Here is a 15,839-nt window from a genome sequence, read left to right on the forward strand (position 1 = left end):
AGACGGCCACCTCACCAACCCACCCGGGATCGAGCGGCCGGACCGCTACGCGACCGACACCGACACCGACACCGACAGCAGCTACCCCGCCTGACGTGAAGACGCTCCTCAGCGGTGCCAGGTGGTCGATCGTCTGGCGACCTCGTGGATCGCATCGATCTCACGGAGAGACAGACGCTGAGGCCGGGTGCGGAAGAACCTCTTGATGCCGCGGTAGGACACGACCGTGACAGCGCCGTCTGCCGGCTGACTCTTGATGGTGAAGCCCCGATTCGCACCCACCACCGCGATCAGACCGGCCACGGGCACGGGGAAACCAACCTGTTGAGCCAGGAGGCGCGACGCCCGCTTGGCCTCGTGGCGACTGTTCCGGATGTACGGCACCCGGTGGCCATTGACCATGAAGGTGTCGCCACCGACCCAGACCGACGCACGCGGATGATGTTTGGAATTCACGGTGAACACGCCACCGGGCCCGATCACCACATGGTCTATGTCCGCGCCCCTCTCGCCCACGCGCACGGAGTGCAGGATCCTCCACTGCGCCCCGAGATCGGCCAACTGACTGGCGACGACCTCCTCGCCGTCGGCGCCGATCCGCCAGGCACGCTCGTCAGTATTGGCACCGAGCATTCGCGCCAACACATGACGCACCGTCCCCTGCGCCTTACGTTCGGCGATCGCGCGCTCACGGGCAGCTGCGCCCGCGCGCACCCCGGCGAGGTCGTGCCATGCGGGCCCCGGCGGCGTCGCGACGGGGCCCGTCGGCACCGAACCAGCGGCCACAGCCGCGGACGCCGTCGCAGGCGCGGACGCCGTCGCAGGCGCCGTCGCAGGCGCGGTCGCAGGCGCAACCACAGGCGCGGGCGTCACCTGCGGCGGCCGCTGGGCTTCGAAGTGATCCGCAATCGCGGCGCGCAGCAGGGGCAGGTTCGACAGGTCATCGGAGTGATACCGGCCGGTGGCCAGGTCGATGTACCCGAGGTCGGTGCCGCCGGGCGTGGCGGCGTACAGCCGGTCGTGGCCGCGGCGTGCCCATCTCCGGATGATCCACTCGGTCACGTGTCCTCCTGTTGGCTAGTCACCCTGTTAGTTAGTTGCCCTAGCTAGTCGCCGGTCGCCGAATACTCACACCCGGGAGGCGCTTCGCGCAGGAGAACCCTCCAACTGGCGTGTGACTGGGAATACCCGCCCCCGCCCTTTTGTTTGACATGTCAGCAAGTTAGGATCGGAAGCACCCCGAGAGCGAAAGGCCCACAATCATGCAGTTCGGAATCTTCTCCATCGCCGACATCACCCCGGACCCCCTGACCGGGGACGTACCCACCGAGAACGAGCGGCTCTCGGCCGTGGTCGAGTACGCGGTGCAGGCCGAACAAGTGGGCCTTGACGTATTTGCTCTGGGCGAGCACCACAACCCGCCTTTCGTCACGTCCTCCCCCACCACCACGTTGGGGTACATCGCCGGCAAGACGTCCGACATCATCCTGTCGACCGCCACGACGCTCATCACCACCAACGACCCGGTGAAGATCGCCGAGGACTACGCCATGCTCCAGCACCTGTCGGGCGGCCGGGTCGACCTCACCATGGGTCGCGGCAACACCGGCCCGGTGTATCCCTGGTTCGGCCAGGACATCCGTCAGGGCCTGCCGCTCGCGATCGAGACCTACGAGTTGCTCCACAAGCTCTGGCACGAGGACGTCGTGGACTGGGAGGGCAAGTTCCGCACGGCCCTCCAGCAGTTCACCTCCACCCCCCGCCCCCTCGACGGCGTGGCGCCGTTCGTGTGGCACGGCTCGATCCGCTCGCCGCAGATCGCCGAGCAGGCCGCCTTCTACGGCGACGGCTTCTTCCACAACAACATCTTCTGGCCGATCAGCCACACCAAGCAGATGGTCGAGCTGTACCGCCGGCGCTACGAGCACTACGGCCACGGCTCGGCGGACCAGGCGATCGTCGGCCTCGGCGGCCAGTTCTTCGCCCGCTCCAGCAGCCAGGACGCGGTCAACGAGTTCCGCCCCTACTTCGACAACGCACCGGTCTACGGCCACGGCCCGTCGATGGAGGACTTCACCGCGCAGACCCCGCTCACCGTGGGTTCGCCGGAGCAGGTCATCGACCGCTACATGACCATGCGCGAGCACGTGGGTGACTACCAGCGCCAGCTGTTCCTCATCGACCACGCGGGCCTGCCGCGCAAGACGGTGCTCGAGCAGATCGAGATCCTCGGCACGGAGATCGTGCCCGTACTGCGTCGCGAGCTGGACGCGCTGCGTCCGGCGCACGTGCCGGACGGCCCCACCCACGCCGCCCGGGTCGCGGCCCGCGACTCCGCCCTGGCCGCGGCGGGCGAGTCCGGATACTCGGACGCCTACAACTTCGGCACCGGCGACAACTGGACGGGCCTGACGACGGAGGGCGGGCAGCGCGCCCAGGAGCAGGCACTGGCCCGCGCCCGCCGCGCCGAATCCCGCCTCGCCCAGGCGCCGGCCGGAAAGGGGACCAAGTGACCGCCACGCAGAACGGACACACGCAGAACGGGCGTGCCCAGGGCACCGCAGAGGGCTCGCGACCGCTCGACCTCGTCGTCGTCACGGCCGGGACCTCGGTGCCGTCCAGCACCCGGATGCTCGCGGACCGGATCACCACGTCCACCCGTGACGCCCTCGCGCGGCACGGCCAGGAGGTGCGCGTGACGGTCCTCGAAGCCCGCGAGCTCGCACACGAGGTCGTCGACGCCACCTTCACCCGCTTCCCCGGGGAGAAGCTCCGCGCCGCGATCGACCAGATCGCGCGCGCGGACGGCCTGATCGCGGTGACGCCCATCTATAACCAGTCGTTCTCGGGGCTGTTCAAGTCGCTCTTCGACGTCATCGACCCGGGCACGCTGGCCGGGGTCCCGGTGGCGCTCGGGGCGACGGGCGGGACCGTCCGCCATTCGCTGGCGATCGACTACGCGCTGCGCCCCATGTTCGCCTACCTCAAGGCCGACGTGGTTCCCACGACCGTGTTCGCGGCCTCCGAGGACTTCGGCGCCGTCAGCACCGCCGGCGGCGAGAACTCGCTGGCCACCAGGACCGGGCGAGTCGGGACGGAGTTGGCCGACTACATGCTGCGCTTCGCCGGGCTGACCGGCGGCGCGGTGGCGCCCACCCGCGCGGACGAGGGTCGGGGTCGTAGAGGCGACGACGACGAGTTCAGCGACTTCGTCCCGATGACCGACCTACTGGGCCGCTAGACGTGACGACGGCCCCCCACCACGAGGTGGGGGGCCGTCCAATTGGTCCTGCCCAGCGGGATCGGCTCAGCTGGATCGGTTCAGCGAAACTACCTCAGCGGGCGTCGGGCGTGGTGTCCGCGTCCGGGCCGGCCTCCACGCCCGCCCGGTCGGTGCCCTCGTCGGCGAGCTGGTCGGGCTCAGGGTGCTCGGCGTCAAAGCTCTCGGGGAGGTTCTTGATGTGCTTGTTCATGTTCCGGATCAGCAACACGGTGGCGATGAGCAGCAGCAGGACCACCGGGATACCGATCGGCGAGGCCTTGCCGAACTCCGGGCCGATCGGGTTGTCGTTGTACCCGGGCGTCCCCGGCGCCTGATTCTGCGCGAAGACCATCGCCGCCTGGTACGCCAGGATCTGGACGTCCGGTCCCAGGGTGATCATCTCGGTTCCTCAACTGTGCTCGGTCCGACCGGGAGCGCGACGTACGGGTCGACTCCCGCGAAAAGGTCTGACTCGTATTCTCCCTCAGCCAGCTCGGGGAAGCCCACCCGGCTGGCTGCGAGCTCGAACTCCTCGGTCGGCCACACCCGCTGCTGCATCTCCACGGGGGCGGCGAAGAACCAGCCGTTGGGGTCGATCTGGGTGGCGTGCGCCAGCAGCGCGGAGTTGCGCTGCTCGAAGTAATCAGCGCACTCCACCCGGGTGGTGACCCGCTCCATGACGTCGGGGCGGTCTCCCCAGCGGGACAGGAACTCCTCGAAGTGGCGGACGCCGTCGCGGGCGGACAACTCGTCGTCGAGCAGTTCCAGCCGCCGACGCGGGAAGCCGTGCGTGTAGTAGACCTTGGCCACCGCCCACGGCTCCCCCGCCTCCGGGTACCGGGTGGGGTCGGCGGCGGCCTCATAGGCTGCCATCGACGCCGAGTGCACCTTCAGGTGATCCGGGTGCGGGTACCCGCCGTTCTCGTCGTACGTGATGATCACGTGCGGGCGGAACTCGCGGATCCGCTTCACCAGTGAGCCGGTGACCTCGTCGTCGTCGGCCAGGGCGAAGCAGCCCTCGGGCAACGGGGGCAACGGGTCACCCTCGGGCAGCCCCGAGTCCACGTACCCCAACCAGTGATGGTGGACGCCGAGGATGTCCGCTGCGCGGGCCATCTCGCGGATCCGTACGCCCGCCAGGTCGGCCACCACGTCGGGGCGGTCCATCGCCGGGTTGAGGATGCTGCCACGCTCGCCGCCGGTACACGTCTCCACCAGCACGTCGACGCCCTCGGCGACGTACCTGGCCATGGTCGCGGAGCCCTTGGACGCCTCGTCGTCGGGGTGGGCGTGCACCGCCATGAGACGGAGACCGGCCATCGTCGCACCTGCCGTTCTTTGAAGCTCGGGGACTACCTTGACCGCCCCATCTTATGGACCTCCGGGGCGCGCGCGCTCCCGGGCCGGTTCCCGGCCGTCCCGCGCGGCCCCCCGGCAGCCCCGCGCAGCCGCCCCGGATACCCTTGGGGACATGAGTGAGCCGAGGTCGGACGCCACGTCGCAGCTTCCCGCGACCCCGCCTGCGACCCTGCCTCCGGGCCGGTACGACGAGGCCAAGGGCTCGGGGCTGGGCGGCAAGGCCGTCGCCGTGGTCCTCGCGCTACTGGTCGGCGCCCTCCTGGTGGCCAGCGCGGTCACCATCTACCGACTCAACGCCACGCCCGAGATCTCCGGCGAGGAGATCGGGGTGACGGTGGTCGACGACGGGCGGACCGACCTCTCCCTGACCGTCACCCGCGACGAGCCCGGGACGGCCGCCTACTGCATCATCCGCGCCCAGGACCAGACCAAGGGCGAGGTCGGCCGGCGCGAGGTCTACGTCCCGCCGTCCGAGTCCGGAACGGTCCAGGTCGAGGCGTCGATCGCCACCTCGTCGCGGGCGTTCATGGGCGACGTCTACGGGTGTGGCGACGACGTCCCCGACTACCTGCGCCGGTAGTTCCGCAACCTCTACGCAGGTCACCCTGTGTTAGCATCGTCCCATCAGCACGGCCTCTATTTCGGGGCCGTGTTTTTCGTACAGCAGTACGAACTCGAACAGATTGGAGTGCGCTCATGGCCAACGATACCCAGGGCTACTGGTTGACCCAGGACTCGTACGACCGCCTCACGGCCGAGAAGGAAGCGCTGATCGCCAACCGTCCGGTGATCGCTTTCGAGATCAATGAGCGGCGCGAAGAGGGCGACCTCAAGGAGAACGCCGGCTACCACGCCGCGCGCGAGCAGCAGGGCCAGGAGGAGGCCCGGATCCGTCAGCTCGACGACCTGCTGGCCACCGCCCAGGTCGGCGAGACGCCCACCGAGACCGGTGTCGCGCTGGTCGGCTCCGTCGTCCGCGCCTACTACAACGGCGACGAGGACACCAAGGAGACCTTCCTCCTGGGTACCCGCGGTGAGGGCTCGGGCAAGGACGATCTGGAGATCTACTCCCCCGACTCCCCGCTCGGCCGGGCCATCCTGGGCGCCAAGATCGGCGAGAGCCGCGAGTACAAGGCCCCCAACGGCAAGAAGGTCGCCGTCACGATCCTGACCGCGGAGCCCTACCAGAGCTGACCGGCCGAAGTCAGGGGCCGGTGATAGGTTCTTGACGAATGTCGGGCCCGGATCGACGAGCCCGATCCCCCTCCGGTGTATCAGGAGATCCACGTGTCAGACGGTTCCCACGACAGGCCCGACGGGCCCGCCCCGAAGATCGAGGCGGCTGCCGGTCGGGTCCTGGGATCAGCGCTGCGCACCGGGCAGTCGCCCTTCGAGGACGACCTCTACACGTGGACCCCTGAGGTCGCCGAGGAGCTCGCGCGCCGGCTCGACGCCGACCCCGAAGAACAGTCGGGTGAGTCCAGCCGGTCCCCCGTCATGCAGGCACTGCACGACCAGCTCGAGGGCGCTCCGCGGCCAGTGGTACTGCTGGCCGCGGAGCTGCTCTACGTCCAGCAGCTGCCGCTGTCCACGGTCACGGCCCGCCTCAAGCGCGGGCGGGTCCGCGACGTCCTGTCGTGGATGGACAACGCGCCGGAGATCCCCGAGGACCTGGATGCCGCCCTCGGCGAGAAGGGCCCGCTGACCGGCGGGCTGGGCTTCAACGTCCAGATGCGCGAGCACCTGCGCTGGCTGTGCTCGTTCGTCATCCACTGGGCCGAGCTCGACACCGCCGAGCGCGATGCCGCCCTGACGGACCCGTGGGAGTTCCAGCGGGCCGCCCGCTCGACGCCCGGCGATTGGCGCGCGATCCGTTACAGCCTGCAGTACCTGGCCTGGCCCGGTTACTTCCAGCCGATCGTCAAGCACGAGCACAAGACCCGCATCCGCGACGCCTTCGCCGAGCTCATCGGCGGCCCGTCGGGGATCGACGAGCTGGACATCGACCAGGACCTGCACCGCATCTCCGAGATCCTCTCGGCCCAGCTCGGCCAGCCCGTCGACTGGTACCGGGGTTCGGTGGCCAACCAGTGGCAGCGGCACCGGGACGACCACTCCCGGCGCGCCTGGCTGGTCCGCCCCGGCCGCGGCGGGGTGGGTCAGGCCGGGCAGTGGATCGCCCAGAACCGCATCGCCCTGCCCGCCTCGCACCTGCCCCGGATCCCCGCGCACGCCAGCCGGCTCGAGGTCTCGCAGGCCGTCGAGCAGGGTTACCCGCACCTGGACTACCAGGCGCGGTTCCAGCTGACCGCCGAGCTGCACACCTTCCTGTCCCGGATGAACCCGCAGGACGTGGTGGCCACCGTGGCCGACGCCAAACTGCACCTGGGGACCCTGACCGACGACCTCGGCTATGTCGAGGACAGCGGCCAGCAACTCGAGCGCTCGGTGCGGTGGAGCTCGGTCACCCTCGACCTGGACACCCTCCCCAGCCCGCTGTCGGAGCTGATCGGCGAGCCGGGCACGGTCGTGGACCTCACCGACGGCCTGGACTCGCTCCTGTCCGCCATGCACCCCGGCCGCCACTCGGCCGAGTCGCAGATCGCCGAGGCGCCCGCCGCCGGGACGATGCCCACCCTGCCGAAGATCACCCAGGAGCTCGCGGACAGCCTGCACATGCCGCTCGCTGAACTCCAGGAGATCGTGGACACGCTGCAGCAGCGGCAGCAGATCGTGTTCTACGGCCCACCCGGCACCGGCAAGACCTACCTCGCGCAGGAGCTCGCCCGCTTCCTCGCCGGCGTCGACGACCCGAGCCGGGTCCAGCTGGTGCAGTTCCACCCCAGCTACGCCTACGAGGACTTCTTCGAGGGTTACCGGCCCACGCTCACCGAGTCGGGCCAGCCGGGCTTCGCGCTGCAGGCCGGTCCGCTGCGGCGACAGGCCGCGCGCGCGACGTCCGAGTCGGGCCGCGAGCACCCGAGCTTCCTGATCATCGACGAGATGAACCGCGCCGACCTGGCCCGGGTCTTCGGCGAGATGTACTTTCTGCTGGAGTACCGCGACCGGACGGTGCTCCCCCAGTACAGCCCGGACACTTCGTTCCGCCTCCCCCGCAACCTGTTCATCATCGGCACCATGAACACCGCCGACCGGTCGATCGCCATGGTCGACGCGGCCATCCGGCGCCGCTTCGCGTTCATGGAACTCCACCCGGACACCCCGCCGGTCGCCGGCGTGCTGCGCCGCCACCTCGAGGCGCGCGGCGTGAGCTCCGAGCCGGCCGAGCTGCTGGAGGCGCTCAACTCCGAGATCGACGACTCCGACCGCGACCTACGGATCGGGCCGTCCTACTTCATGAAGGACCAGGCCACCGACCCCGGCGGGCTCGAGGCCATCTGGCGCTACGACCTCCTGCCGCTGCTCGAGGAGCACTACTACGGCCGACTCACCCGTGCGGAGGTCCACGAGCGCTTTGGTCTGTCCGCCCTGCGGCGGAAAATCGGCCGGGCGTGACCTCCGCCTCGACGGGCTCCGCCACCTCAGAATCCCTGGAGTTCGACGAGTTCGACCGCCGCGGTCGGCTGGTCAACCTCAGCTGGAAGGGGGCCCGGCACCTGTCGGAGACCGGCCTCGTGGAGGTCCTCCCCGCCGGCCGCGACACCTGGCGCCTCATCCCGAGCGGCAGCGTGGGTTCGGTCCGGGTCGAGGGCCTGTCCGTGCGGGTCCTGCCGGCGGCGAGCCTGGGTCTGACGCAGTTGTTCTTCCTGCTGGACCACGCGGCCGACGACCCCTTCCTCCCCTCGGCCGTCCAGGCGCGGGACGACGACGAGCTGTGGTCTGCCGTCGCCGAGTCCATGGCCACCCTGGCGCACCAGGCCCTGTCGTCGGGGCTGCTGCGCGGATACCGCAGGGTCGACGAAGCCCTGACCACCGTGCGCGGCCGGATCCGTCTGGGCGACCAGATCCGCCGGCACCCCGGGATGACCATCCCGCTGGAGGTCACCTACTCGGAGTTCACCCCGGACATCGCCGAGAACCGGATCCTGCGGACGGCCGCGCACCGGCTGCAGTTCATGCCCGACCTGCCCGATTCCACCCGTCGGCGGCTGGCGATGGTCGACGCACGCCTTTCCGACGCCTCGCTCATCCCGCAGGGCGCCCCCGTCCCGTCGTGGACCCCCACCCGGCTCAACGCCCGGTTCCAGGACGCGCTGGCCCTGGCCGACCGGATCGTCCGCCGGATCTCGGTGGAGGTCGAGGACGGGCACGCGGCGTCGGCCGCCTTCGTCACCGAGATGCCCGCGCTGTTCGAGCGCTTCGTGGAGGCCGAGCTGACCGCCGCCCTCGACGGTCGCGGCGGACGGCTGCTGCACAACCCCGTCGTCAACCTGGACTCCGGTTCCGAAGAGAGTGGTTCCGAGGAGAGCGGCGCCGCCGGTGGCCGCCACAGCGCCCCCGTCGCCGACGGTGACCACATCTCCGTGCGCACAGGTCTGGTCTACGAGCTCGACGGCGAGCCCGTGACGACCTTCGTCCCCACCTATCCCACGGACCGCCGCGCCCGCGCCGCCGAGCACTACCGGTTGCTGGCGGCGTGCACCGCGCTCGGGGTGGACCGTGCGTACCTCGTGTACCCGGCCCAGCGTCGCGACGACGCCCCACAGCCCCGGCGGATCGTGCACACCGACATCTCTATAATCGAGTACCCGGTGGATCTGTCGATGGGGCCGGCGGAGAGCCGCAGGGCTATCGTCGAACTGGCGGAACAGGCCCGTACGCTGGGATCACCCTCCTCCGCCCGTCACCGCACGGCCGCTCGGCACCACACCGACAGTCATCACTCAGCCAGTCAACACACCGCCAGTCAGCACACAGCCGCCCGACACACGGAGGGGAGACGACACGCCCGATGAGCCACGCAGATGATTCCGGCCGGCGGATCGCCGTCAACGTCGCCCTGGTCGCGGTGGGGACCGTCGGCGTCTATCGCGGGACGTACGAACTCCTGGCCCAGCAGGCCAGGATCGCCCGTCGGATCATCCCCAAGTCGTGGGACCGTCCCTTCGGCAGCGACGGGCTGTACCGCCCCGGGGCTGCGATCGCCGAGCCGTGGCGGCCCGGGATGACGTGCGACTTCCACCTGATGATCTTCGGGGATTCGCTGGCAGCCGGCCTCGGAGCTGCCGATGCCGGGCAGGTGCCCGGTGTTCTGCTCGCCCGCGGCCTGGCCGAGGAGTCCGGGCGCAACGTTCAGCTGAGCACCAAGGCGATCGTCGGCGCCACCTCCAAGGGGTTGTCCGGGCAGATCGACGCCGTCCACGTGACCGGTGGGAAGCCGGACATCTCCGTCATCCTCATCGGCGGCAACGACATCACCGCGCGGAATTCCATCGGCCCCTCCGCCCGTCGCGTGGGCGAGGCGGTCACCGCCCTCCGCGAGTCCGGGTCGTGCGTGGTGGTGGGCACCTGCCCCGACCTCGGCATCGTCAAGCCCGTCCCCCAGCCGCTCCGGACGGTCATGGCCGCGCTCAGCCGCAGACTGGCGGCCGCCCAGGCAGTGCAGGTCCGCAAGGCCGGCGGTACCCCCGTGTTCCTCGCCGGGGCACTTGCGCCCGAGTTCCGCGACCGCGCCGACACCCTGTTCTCCCACGATCGCTTCCACCCCAACTCGGACGGCTACGAGCTCATGGCGGGCCTGCTCCTGCCGGCCGTCTGCGTGTCGCTCGGCGTGTGGGACGAGGTCCCGGAGAGCGAACTCCCGACCGGCGCCGACGAGGCGGCCGACTCCCTCGAGTCCGCAGAGGACGCCGCGGAAGGCGCCGCTCACGACGCCGGAGCCGACTCTCCAGAGAACGCGACCATGGCGGCCCGCGACTCCGTCGTCGCCCGCCTGACCAAGCGCCTCACCGACTTCGTCCGCACGCACGAGGATCCGGTCGACGCCGGTGAGAACACGTTCCTGCATAATGAGGACGTGGACGGCGACCCCGAGAGCACGGGAAACGCCCGCGCCGCGGCAGACACCCTCCGCCGCCGGAGCCGAATTCTCAGACTGATCCGGTCCACGCGGGATCCCGTGACCGAAGATGACTGACCCGACCACACACAGCATTCACCTGCAATGAAGGAGCTTTCCATGCCGGAAGCCGTAATCGTCTCGTACGCCCGTTCCCCCATCGGGCGTGCCAACAAGGGTTCCCTCGTGGGCATCCGCTCGGATGACCTCGCCGCACAGATGGTCGCGGCCGCGTTGGCCAAGGTCCCGTCGCTCGACCCCACCCAGATCGACGACCTCATGCTGGGCTGTGGCCTGCCCGGTGGCCAGCAGGGCTTCAACATGGGCCGTGTCGTCTCCGTGCTCGCCGGCCTGGACACCGTCCCCGGCACCACGGTCAACCGCTACTGCTCCTCCTCGCTGCAGACCACCCGGATGGCGCTGCACGCGATCAAGGCCGGCGAGGGCGACGTGTTCATCTCCGCCGGCGTCGAGACCGTCTCCAACTTCGGCAAGGGCACCTCCGACCACTGGCCGGACACCCACAACCCGATCTTCGCCGACGCCGAGGCCCGCACCGGCACGCGCGCCGAGGGCGGCGCCGAGACCTGGACCGACCCGCGCGTGGGCGGCCAGCTCCCCGACGTCTACATCCCCATGGGCCAGACCGCCGAGAACGTCGCCCAGATGACCGGCATCACCCGCGAGGAGCAGGACCGCTGGGGCGTGCGCTCGCAGAACCTCGCCGTCGCCGCCGTCGAGAGCGGCCACTTCGCCAACGAGATCACCCCGGTCACCATGCCCGACGGCACCGTGGTCTCCACCGACGACGGCCCCCGGCCCGGCACCACCTACGAGAAGATCTCGCAGCTCAAGCCGGTCTTCCGCCCCGACGGCACCATTGCGGCCGGCAACTGCTGCCCGCTCAACGACGGCGCCGCCGCGCTCGTGATCATGTCCGACGTCAAGGCCAAGGAGCTCGGCCTCACGCCGCTCGCACGCGTCGTCTCCACCGGCGTCTCCGGCCTGTCGCCCGAGATCATGGGCCTCGGCCCGATCCAGGCCGTCCAGAACGCCCTGAAGATCGCCGGCAAGTCCGTCTCGGACATCGACCTGTTCGAGATCAACGAGGCGTTCGCCGTCCAGGTGATCGGCTCGGCCCGCGAGCTCGGGATCGAAGAGGACAAGCTCAACGTCAGCGGCGGCGCCATCGCGCTGGGCCACCCGTTCGGCATGACGGGCGCCCGCATCACCGCGACGCTCATCAACAACATGCAGGCCAAGGACAAGCAGTTCGGCGTCGAGACCATGTGCGTCGGCGGCGGCCAGGGTATGGCGATGGTGCTCGAGCGCCTCAGCTGATCCCCCGCGAGGCCTCGCGGCCTCGTCGCCAAGAGCGTCCCGAACGCCTCGCCCGAGTGGCGGGTGTTCGGGACGCTCTTTCTGTCGGGCTCACGCTGGCCGTCCCGGTCCATTCCGCCAGCACACGTCAGAGGGCCCGCCGGCACATCCCGAAATGCCAGCGGCCCCGGCTCCCCTCGCGGGGGGCCGGGGCCGTCGGCGCGACGCTGTAAGCCGCGACGAGTCAGTCGCGGAAGTAGCTCATCAGACGCAGGATCTCGATGTACAGCCAGACCAGCGTGACGGTCAGGCCGAGTGCGACGCCCCACGCCATCTTGGACGGGGCGCCGGCGCGCACGAGGCGGTCGGCGTTGTCGAAGTCCATCAGGAAGCTGAACGCGGCCAGGCCGATGCACAGGAGGCAGAAGCCGATCGCGATGGGACCGCCGTTGTACAGCGGGTTGCTACCGGTGAACAGGCTCAGGACGATGCTGCCGAGAGCGGCGAAGAGCACGCCGATCAGGGCGGCCGACATGAAGCGCGTGAACTTGGGTGTCACGCGCACCGCGCCGGTCTTGTAGACGAAGAGCATGCCCACGAAGACACCGATGGTGCCGAGGATCGCGCTTCCGACCGCGCCCAGCACGCCACCGGTGCCCTGCAGATCGATGGTGAACAGGTACGTGGCCGCACCGACGAACAGGCCCTCGAAGGCGCCGTAGGTCAGGGTGACTGGCGCGGAATCCATCTTCCGGCCGAACGTGGCGATCAGCACCGTGACCAGGCCGCCGATGCCGCCGATGAGCAGGAGCGGCATGAGCAGGCCCGGGTTGCCGTCGATGAGGAAGAACGCGATGGCACCGACGATGCTGAGCAGACCCAGGGTCGTAGCGGTCTTGGTGACCACGTCGTCGATCGTCATGGGCCGCGTGTCCGAGGCGAACTGCGGGTGCGCCTGGGGGGCACCGAAACCGGCCTGGGCGCCGAAGCCCTGCTGGCCGTACTGCCCCTGCTGGAAACCGGCACGGCCGGCTCCACCGAGCTGGGTGGCGCCACGGGCGCTGTCCTGGGACAGGGAGCTGAAGACCGGGTTGCTACTGCTGCGCATCGGGGTCCCTTCGAGTTGTGGGGGGAAGATCGTGGTGCGAGAGTCCCCGCCGGGTCACCGACGAATCACTCGTATCAGTGCAACGCGCGGGCCCACCTGTGTGTTCCCTGCGTCGATACCCGCTGGGCACCGAGGGTCGCCCGGCTGACTCCGATCGCCGCTCGACGGGACTGCGCCCTGTCGCCGAATCCATTAACGATATGTCGTTGACATTCTTTAGAGTAGCGCTGATACTTGTCCGCAGTCGGGTTCCGTTCGAGAGCCCACAGCACGAGGAGTCGACGATGCGACACAACGACATCGGGCACCCGCGACGCGGCGGCCGCCCCGGCCACCACCACGGGCATCTCCGAGGCCATCGCCACGAACACGGCCACGGCGGAGGACCTTTCGGACCGGGAGGCCCCTTTGGTCCGGGCGGACCGTTCGGCCCCGGAGGGCCGTTCGGACGGTTCGACGAGGGACGTGGGACGCAGCGTGGCCCCCAGCGGCGACGACGACGAGGAGATGTCCGACACGGCGCGCTCCTGCTCCTGGCGGAGGGACCCCAGAACGGCTACGGGATCATCCGCGAGCTGGCCGAGCGCAGTGGCGGGACCTGGCGTCCCAGCTCGGGGGCGGTGTACCCGGCGCTCTCCCTGCTCGAGGACGAGGGCCTGATCGGACCCGCCACCGACGCCGGCCCTAAGCACTTCCAGCTCACCGACGCCGGCCGCGCCGAACTCGAGGAACTCGCGGATCGACCCGCGCCGTGGGACGACGCCACCGAGGAGGCCACCTCCAGGTTGGGCGGGAATGCCGAACTGTGGAAGGCCTTCGGCGACGCCGCCATGGCGGTGCGGGCTGTCGTCCAGACCGGCGACCAGGCCGCCGGTGCCGCCGCGACCGATGAGCTCATCGCGCTGCGCAAGCGCCTCTACGGACTACTGGCGGACGCTGGCGACTGATCCCGCCCCCGGCCCGAGTTCGCGGGTGCCGCCTACTCGCAGGCGACGCCGTCGTTGTCGCGGTCCAGCTTGGACGAGTACCCGGGCTCGCCGCGCCTGAGCGGAGCCGCGCCGGCCGCGCGGGCGGCAGAGCAGTTCGGGTACCACGCGGACAGTTGGGGCGGCGCGGCCGCCGGGGCGACGGGCCGAGCGGGCACCGGCGCCGGTGTGCGAATCGGCGCCTGGGTGCGAGCCGGAGCCGGAGTCGGAACCGCGGTGGTCAGCGTGGTCGTCGCCGCGGGGACGGTAGTGGTGGCCGTGACCGTGCTGATGATCGGCTTCGGGAGGGAGGTCGGGACCGGCTTGGCGGCAGGAGCGGGAGCCGGCGCCGCCTCCGCGGGGGGCATGAAGACGAGCGAGGCCACGAACAGGGCGAACGCCGCGGATCCCACCAACGGCCACCGCCTGGCAACCGGCGTGAGAGGCGTGTCCCAGGTGAGCGGCGCCAGCGCGTCGGCCGCCACGTACCCGGCCATCGACCGCTGCGCTACGGCCGCCTGCGTGTCGAGGAGATGGTCCTCGTCGGCGTGCTTCCTGTCCCGGCTCTCGCACCACAACCACCACCCGCCGACCAACGCCAACGCCAGGCCGAACAGAGCCATGGCCACCACCGCGCGCAGCCCCTTCCCGATGGACGCAGCCGCAGTCAGCGCGACGAGCGCACCGAAGCTCAGCCCGATCCACGCGAGCACCAGCTTCCAGGTCGGAGGCGCCAGGTAGGTCGGCTTGGTGAGCGCGGGCCGGCCGATGGACGGCAAGACGATCGGCATGTTTCTTCGGACCTTCCGGCAGCAGGCGTGCGTCCGACGGACGATGAAAAAAACACTACATCGAGCCCGAGCCCCAGCCAAAGATCCTCTTATTTGGGGACATGACAACGTCTACGCCAGCGAGAACCCTTCCTCAGGCCAGGGCGACCTTGTGATTCCACGACCGGGCCGTGCGCCACAGGCAGAACGCCGCCAGCACCGCGAGGGATACCACGAATCCGATCGGCATCACGTTGTTGTTCGCGGCGGCGCCTGCGGCCATCTCGGACAGCAGGTCGAACCGCACGAAGCCCAACGTCTCGCCGTCGGCCTCCCCCACCCCGATCGGGAGCACGATCATCCCGAGAACCGAGACCGCCTGGGTGGCCAGGTAGACCAGCACGAACACCACCACGGGCCCGCCGGAGCCGAGCCCGGCCAGCCGGCGCTCGTGTCCGACCGAGACCGAGAAGTAGTAGTAGACCGGCCACACCAGGACCCAGGCCAGCATCAGCGTCAGTCCGGCGGCGATCATCCAACCCGGGGTCACCGCGGTGACCGTGCCCCACGCGTCGGACAGGAGTGAGAACGACGGCGAGGTGCCGCCCGAGCGCCGGGAGTTCGCCCACCAGGCCAGCAGGGCGAGCACGAGAGTCAGGACGATCGCGGCCAGTGAGGCGAGCATCGCCCAGGCCAGCTTTGCCCAGAAGATCCGGGACCCACGGACCGGGATCGAGTGCGTGAAGTACCCCGTCCGCCCGTAACTGGACCGCCAGTAGTCAGCGGCGAGCGCGAGCTGCACGGCCGGAACCGCCACCACTGCGGCGAGCATGCCCGCCGCCAGCCCGAGCTCGGACAGTAGCGGCCATCCGGCGGCGCCCAGCAGGCTGCCCAGTACTCCGATCAGGGCGATCGTCCCGACGAGGGTCCCGAGCTGACCGCGCGTGCGCAGCCACTCGTGCTTGAGGAGTGTCGTCGTCGTCGTTCTTGTAGTGCTCGTTGTTCTTGTCGTGCTCGTCGTCGTCATCTCAGTCGT

At 69.9% G+C, this 15,839-nt stretch carries 15 protein-coding genes; 9 read left to right on the forward strand and 6 right to left on the reverse strand.

From position 1 onward, the window contains the following. Positions 1 to 108: 108 nt before the first annotated feature. Positions 109 to 1,062, reverse strand: coding sequence for a nuclease-related domain-containing protein (locus R4P08_RS16035; RefSeq protein WP_317814908.1), 954 nt, complete (start codon positions 1,060 to 1,062; stop codon positions 109 to 111). Between the two features lie 200 nt (positions 1,063 to 1,262). Between R4P08_RS16035 and R4P08_RS16040 the strand changes: the two genes are divergently transcribed. Both R4P08_RS16040 and R4P08_RS16045 read left to right on the forward strand, forming a co-directional pair. Then, positions 1,263 to 2,513 (forward strand): LLM class flavin-dependent oxidoreductase, encoded by a 1,251-nt coding sequence (locus tag R4P08_RS16040; protein ID WP_317814909.1) that lies wholly within the window; start codon positions 1,263 to 1,265, stop codon positions 2,511 to 2,513. Further along, positions 2,510 to 3,241, forward strand: coding sequence for a CE1759 family FMN reductase (locus R4P08_RS16045; protein WP_317814910.1), 732 nt, complete (start codon positions 2,510 to 2,512; stop codon positions 3,239 to 3,241). The genes R4P08_RS16040 and R4P08_RS16045 overlap by 4 nt, the downstream gene beginning before the upstream one ends. A 94-nt stretch (positions 3,242 to 3,335) precedes the next feature. Here the strand turns inward: R4P08_RS16045 and R4P08_RS16050 are convergent, their stop codons facing one another. Both R4P08_RS16050 and mca read right to left on the reverse strand, forming a co-directional pair. Further along, a complete protein-coding gene (locus R4P08_RS16050) occupies positions 3,336 to 3,662 on the reverse strand; it encodes a hypothetical protein (RefSeq protein ID WP_411741227.1) in 327 nt (108 codons plus the stop codon). Further along, the gene (gene mca / locus R4P08_RS16055) at positions 3,659 to 4,582 is read right to left on the reverse strand and encodes a mycothiol conjugate amidase Mca (protein WP_317814911.1); all 924 of its coding nucleotides are present in this window, start codon (positions 4,580 to 4,582) and stop codon (positions 3,659 to 3,661) included. Before mca ends, R4P08_RS16050 begins: the two co-directional genes overlap by 4 nt. A 151-nt stretch (positions 4,583 to 4,733) precedes the next feature. Here mca and R4P08_RS16060 point away from each other — a divergent pair, with 151 nt between their 5' ends. The 6 genes from R4P08_RS16060 to R4P08_RS16085 all read left to right on the forward strand — a co-directional run bounded on the left by R4P08_RS16060 (position 4,734) and on the right by R4P08_RS16085 (position 11,981). Beyond that, positions 4,734 to 5,201, forward strand: a complete 468-nt coding sequence (locus R4P08_RS16060; RefSeq protein ID WP_317814912.1) for a DUF4307 domain-containing protein — start codon at positions 4,734 to 4,736, stop codon at positions 5,199 to 5,201. 116 nt (positions 5,202 to 5,317) lie between these two features. Continuing rightward, positions 5,318 to 5,815 (forward strand): transcription elongation factor GreA, encoded by a 498-nt coding sequence (gene greA / locus R4P08_RS16065; protein WP_317814913.1) that lies wholly within the window; start codon positions 5,318 to 5,320, stop codon positions 5,813 to 5,815. A 93-nt stretch (positions 5,816 to 5,908) separates the two neighbouring features. Then, positions 5,909 to 8,137 (forward strand): AAA family ATPase, encoded by a 2,229-nt coding sequence (locus tag R4P08_RS16070; RefSeq protein WP_317814914.1) that lies wholly within the window; start codon positions 5,909 to 5,911, stop codon positions 8,135 to 8,137. Beyond that, positions 8,134 to 9,537, forward strand: coding sequence for a 5-methylcytosine restriction system specificity protein McrC (locus R4P08_RS16075; RefSeq protein ID WP_317814915.1), 1,404 nt, complete (start codon positions 8,134 to 8,136; stop codon positions 9,535 to 9,537). Before R4P08_RS16070 ends, R4P08_RS16075 begins: the two co-directional genes overlap by 4 nt. Beyond that, positions 9,534 to 10,718, forward strand: a complete 1,185-nt coding sequence (locus tag R4P08_RS16080) for an SGNH/GDSL hydrolase family protein (RefSeq protein WP_317814916.1) — start codon at positions 9,534 to 9,536, stop codon at positions 10,716 to 10,718. The genes R4P08_RS16075 and R4P08_RS16080 overlap by 4 nt, the downstream gene beginning before the upstream one ends. A 42-nt stretch (positions 10,719 to 10,760) precedes the next feature. Then, a complete protein-coding gene (locus tag R4P08_RS16085; RefSeq protein ID WP_317814917.1) occupies positions 10,761 to 11,981 on the forward strand; it encodes an acetyl-CoA C-acetyltransferase in 1,221 nt (406 codons plus the stop codon). Between the two features lie 223 nt (positions 11,982 to 12,204). Here the strand turns inward: R4P08_RS16085 and R4P08_RS16090 are convergent, their stop codons facing one another. After that, entirely contained in the window at positions 12,205 to 13,068 is an 864-nt protein-coding gene (locus R4P08_RS16090; protein WP_317814918.1) for a Bax inhibitor-1/YccA family membrane protein, read from the reverse strand. A 284-nt stretch (positions 13,069 to 13,352) separates the two neighbouring features. Between R4P08_RS16090 and R4P08_RS16095 the strand changes: the two genes are divergently transcribed. Continuing rightward, complete coding sequence (locus R4P08_RS16095) at positions 13,353 to 14,015, forward strand: PadR family transcriptional regulator (RefSeq protein WP_317814919.1); 663 nt, start codon at positions 13,353 to 13,355, stop codon at positions 14,013 to 14,015. Between the two features lie 32 nt (positions 14,016 to 14,047). Here the strand turns inward: R4P08_RS16095 and R4P08_RS16100 are convergent, their stop codons facing one another. Together R4P08_RS16100 and R4P08_RS16105 are read right to left on the reverse strand one after the other, a co-directional pair. After that, a complete protein-coding gene (locus tag R4P08_RS16100; RefSeq protein ID WP_317814920.1) occupies positions 14,048 to 14,824 on the reverse strand; it encodes an excalibur calcium-binding domain-containing protein in 777 nt (258 codons plus the stop codon). 133 nt (positions 14,825 to 14,957) lie between these two features. Then, positions 14,958 to 15,830, reverse strand: a complete 873-nt coding sequence (locus R4P08_RS16105) for a hypothetical protein (RefSeq protein ID WP_317814921.1) — start codon at positions 15,828 to 15,830, stop codon at positions 14,958 to 14,960. Positions 15,831 to 15,839: the final 9 nt, after the last annotated feature.

Source organism: Rhodococcus sp. IEGM 1408 (genome assembly GCF_033142235.1).
Classification (GTDB): domain Bacteria; phylum Actinomycetota; class Actinomycetes; order Mycobacteriales; family Mycobacteriaceae; genus Dietzia.

Bases quoted from the DNA above. Each gene is read 5' to 3' on its own strand.
- R4P08_RS16040 (WP_317814909.1), top strand. From the start codon at position 1,263: ATGCAGTTCGGAATCTTCTCCATCGCCGACATCACCCCGGACCCCCTG.
- R4P08_RS16050 (WP_411741227.1), bottom strand. From the start codon at position 3,662: ATGATCACCCTGGGACCGGACGTCCAGATCCTGGCGTACCAGGCGGCG.
- mca (WP_317814911.1), bottom strand. From the start codon at position 4,582: ATGGCCGGTCTCCGTCTCATGGCGGTGCACGCCCACCCCGACGACGAG.
- R4P08_RS16060 (WP_317814912.1), top strand. From the start codon at position 4,734: ATGAGTGAGCCGAGGTCGGACGCCACGTCGCAGCTTCCCGCGACCCCG.
- greA (WP_317814913.1), top strand. From the start codon at position 5,318: ATGGCCAACGATACCCAGGGCTACTGGTTGACCCAGGACTCGTACGAC.
- R4P08_RS16080 (WP_317814916.1), top strand. From the start codon at position 9,534: ATGAGCCACGCAGATGATTCCGGCCGGCGGATCGCCGTCAACGTCGCC.
- R4P08_RS16085 (WP_317814917.1), top strand. From the start codon at position 10,761: ATGCCGGAAGCCGTAATCGTCTCGTACGCCCGTTCCCCCATCGGGCGT.
- R4P08_RS16090 (WP_317814918.1), bottom strand. From the start codon at position 13,068: ATGCGCAGCAGTAGCAACCCGGTCTTCAGCTCCCTGTCCCAGGACAGC.
- R4P08_RS16095 (WP_317814919.1), top strand. From the start codon at position 13,353: ATGCGACACAACGACATCGGGCACCCGCGACGCGGCGGCCGCCCCGGC.
- R4P08_RS16100 (WP_317814920.1), bottom strand. From the start codon at position 14,824: ATGCCGATCGTCTTGCCGTCCATCGGCCGGCCCGCGCTCACCAAGCCG.
- R4P08_RS16105 (WP_317814921.1), bottom strand. From the start codon at position 15,830: ATGACGACGACGAGCACGACAAGAACAACGAGCACTACAAGAACGACG.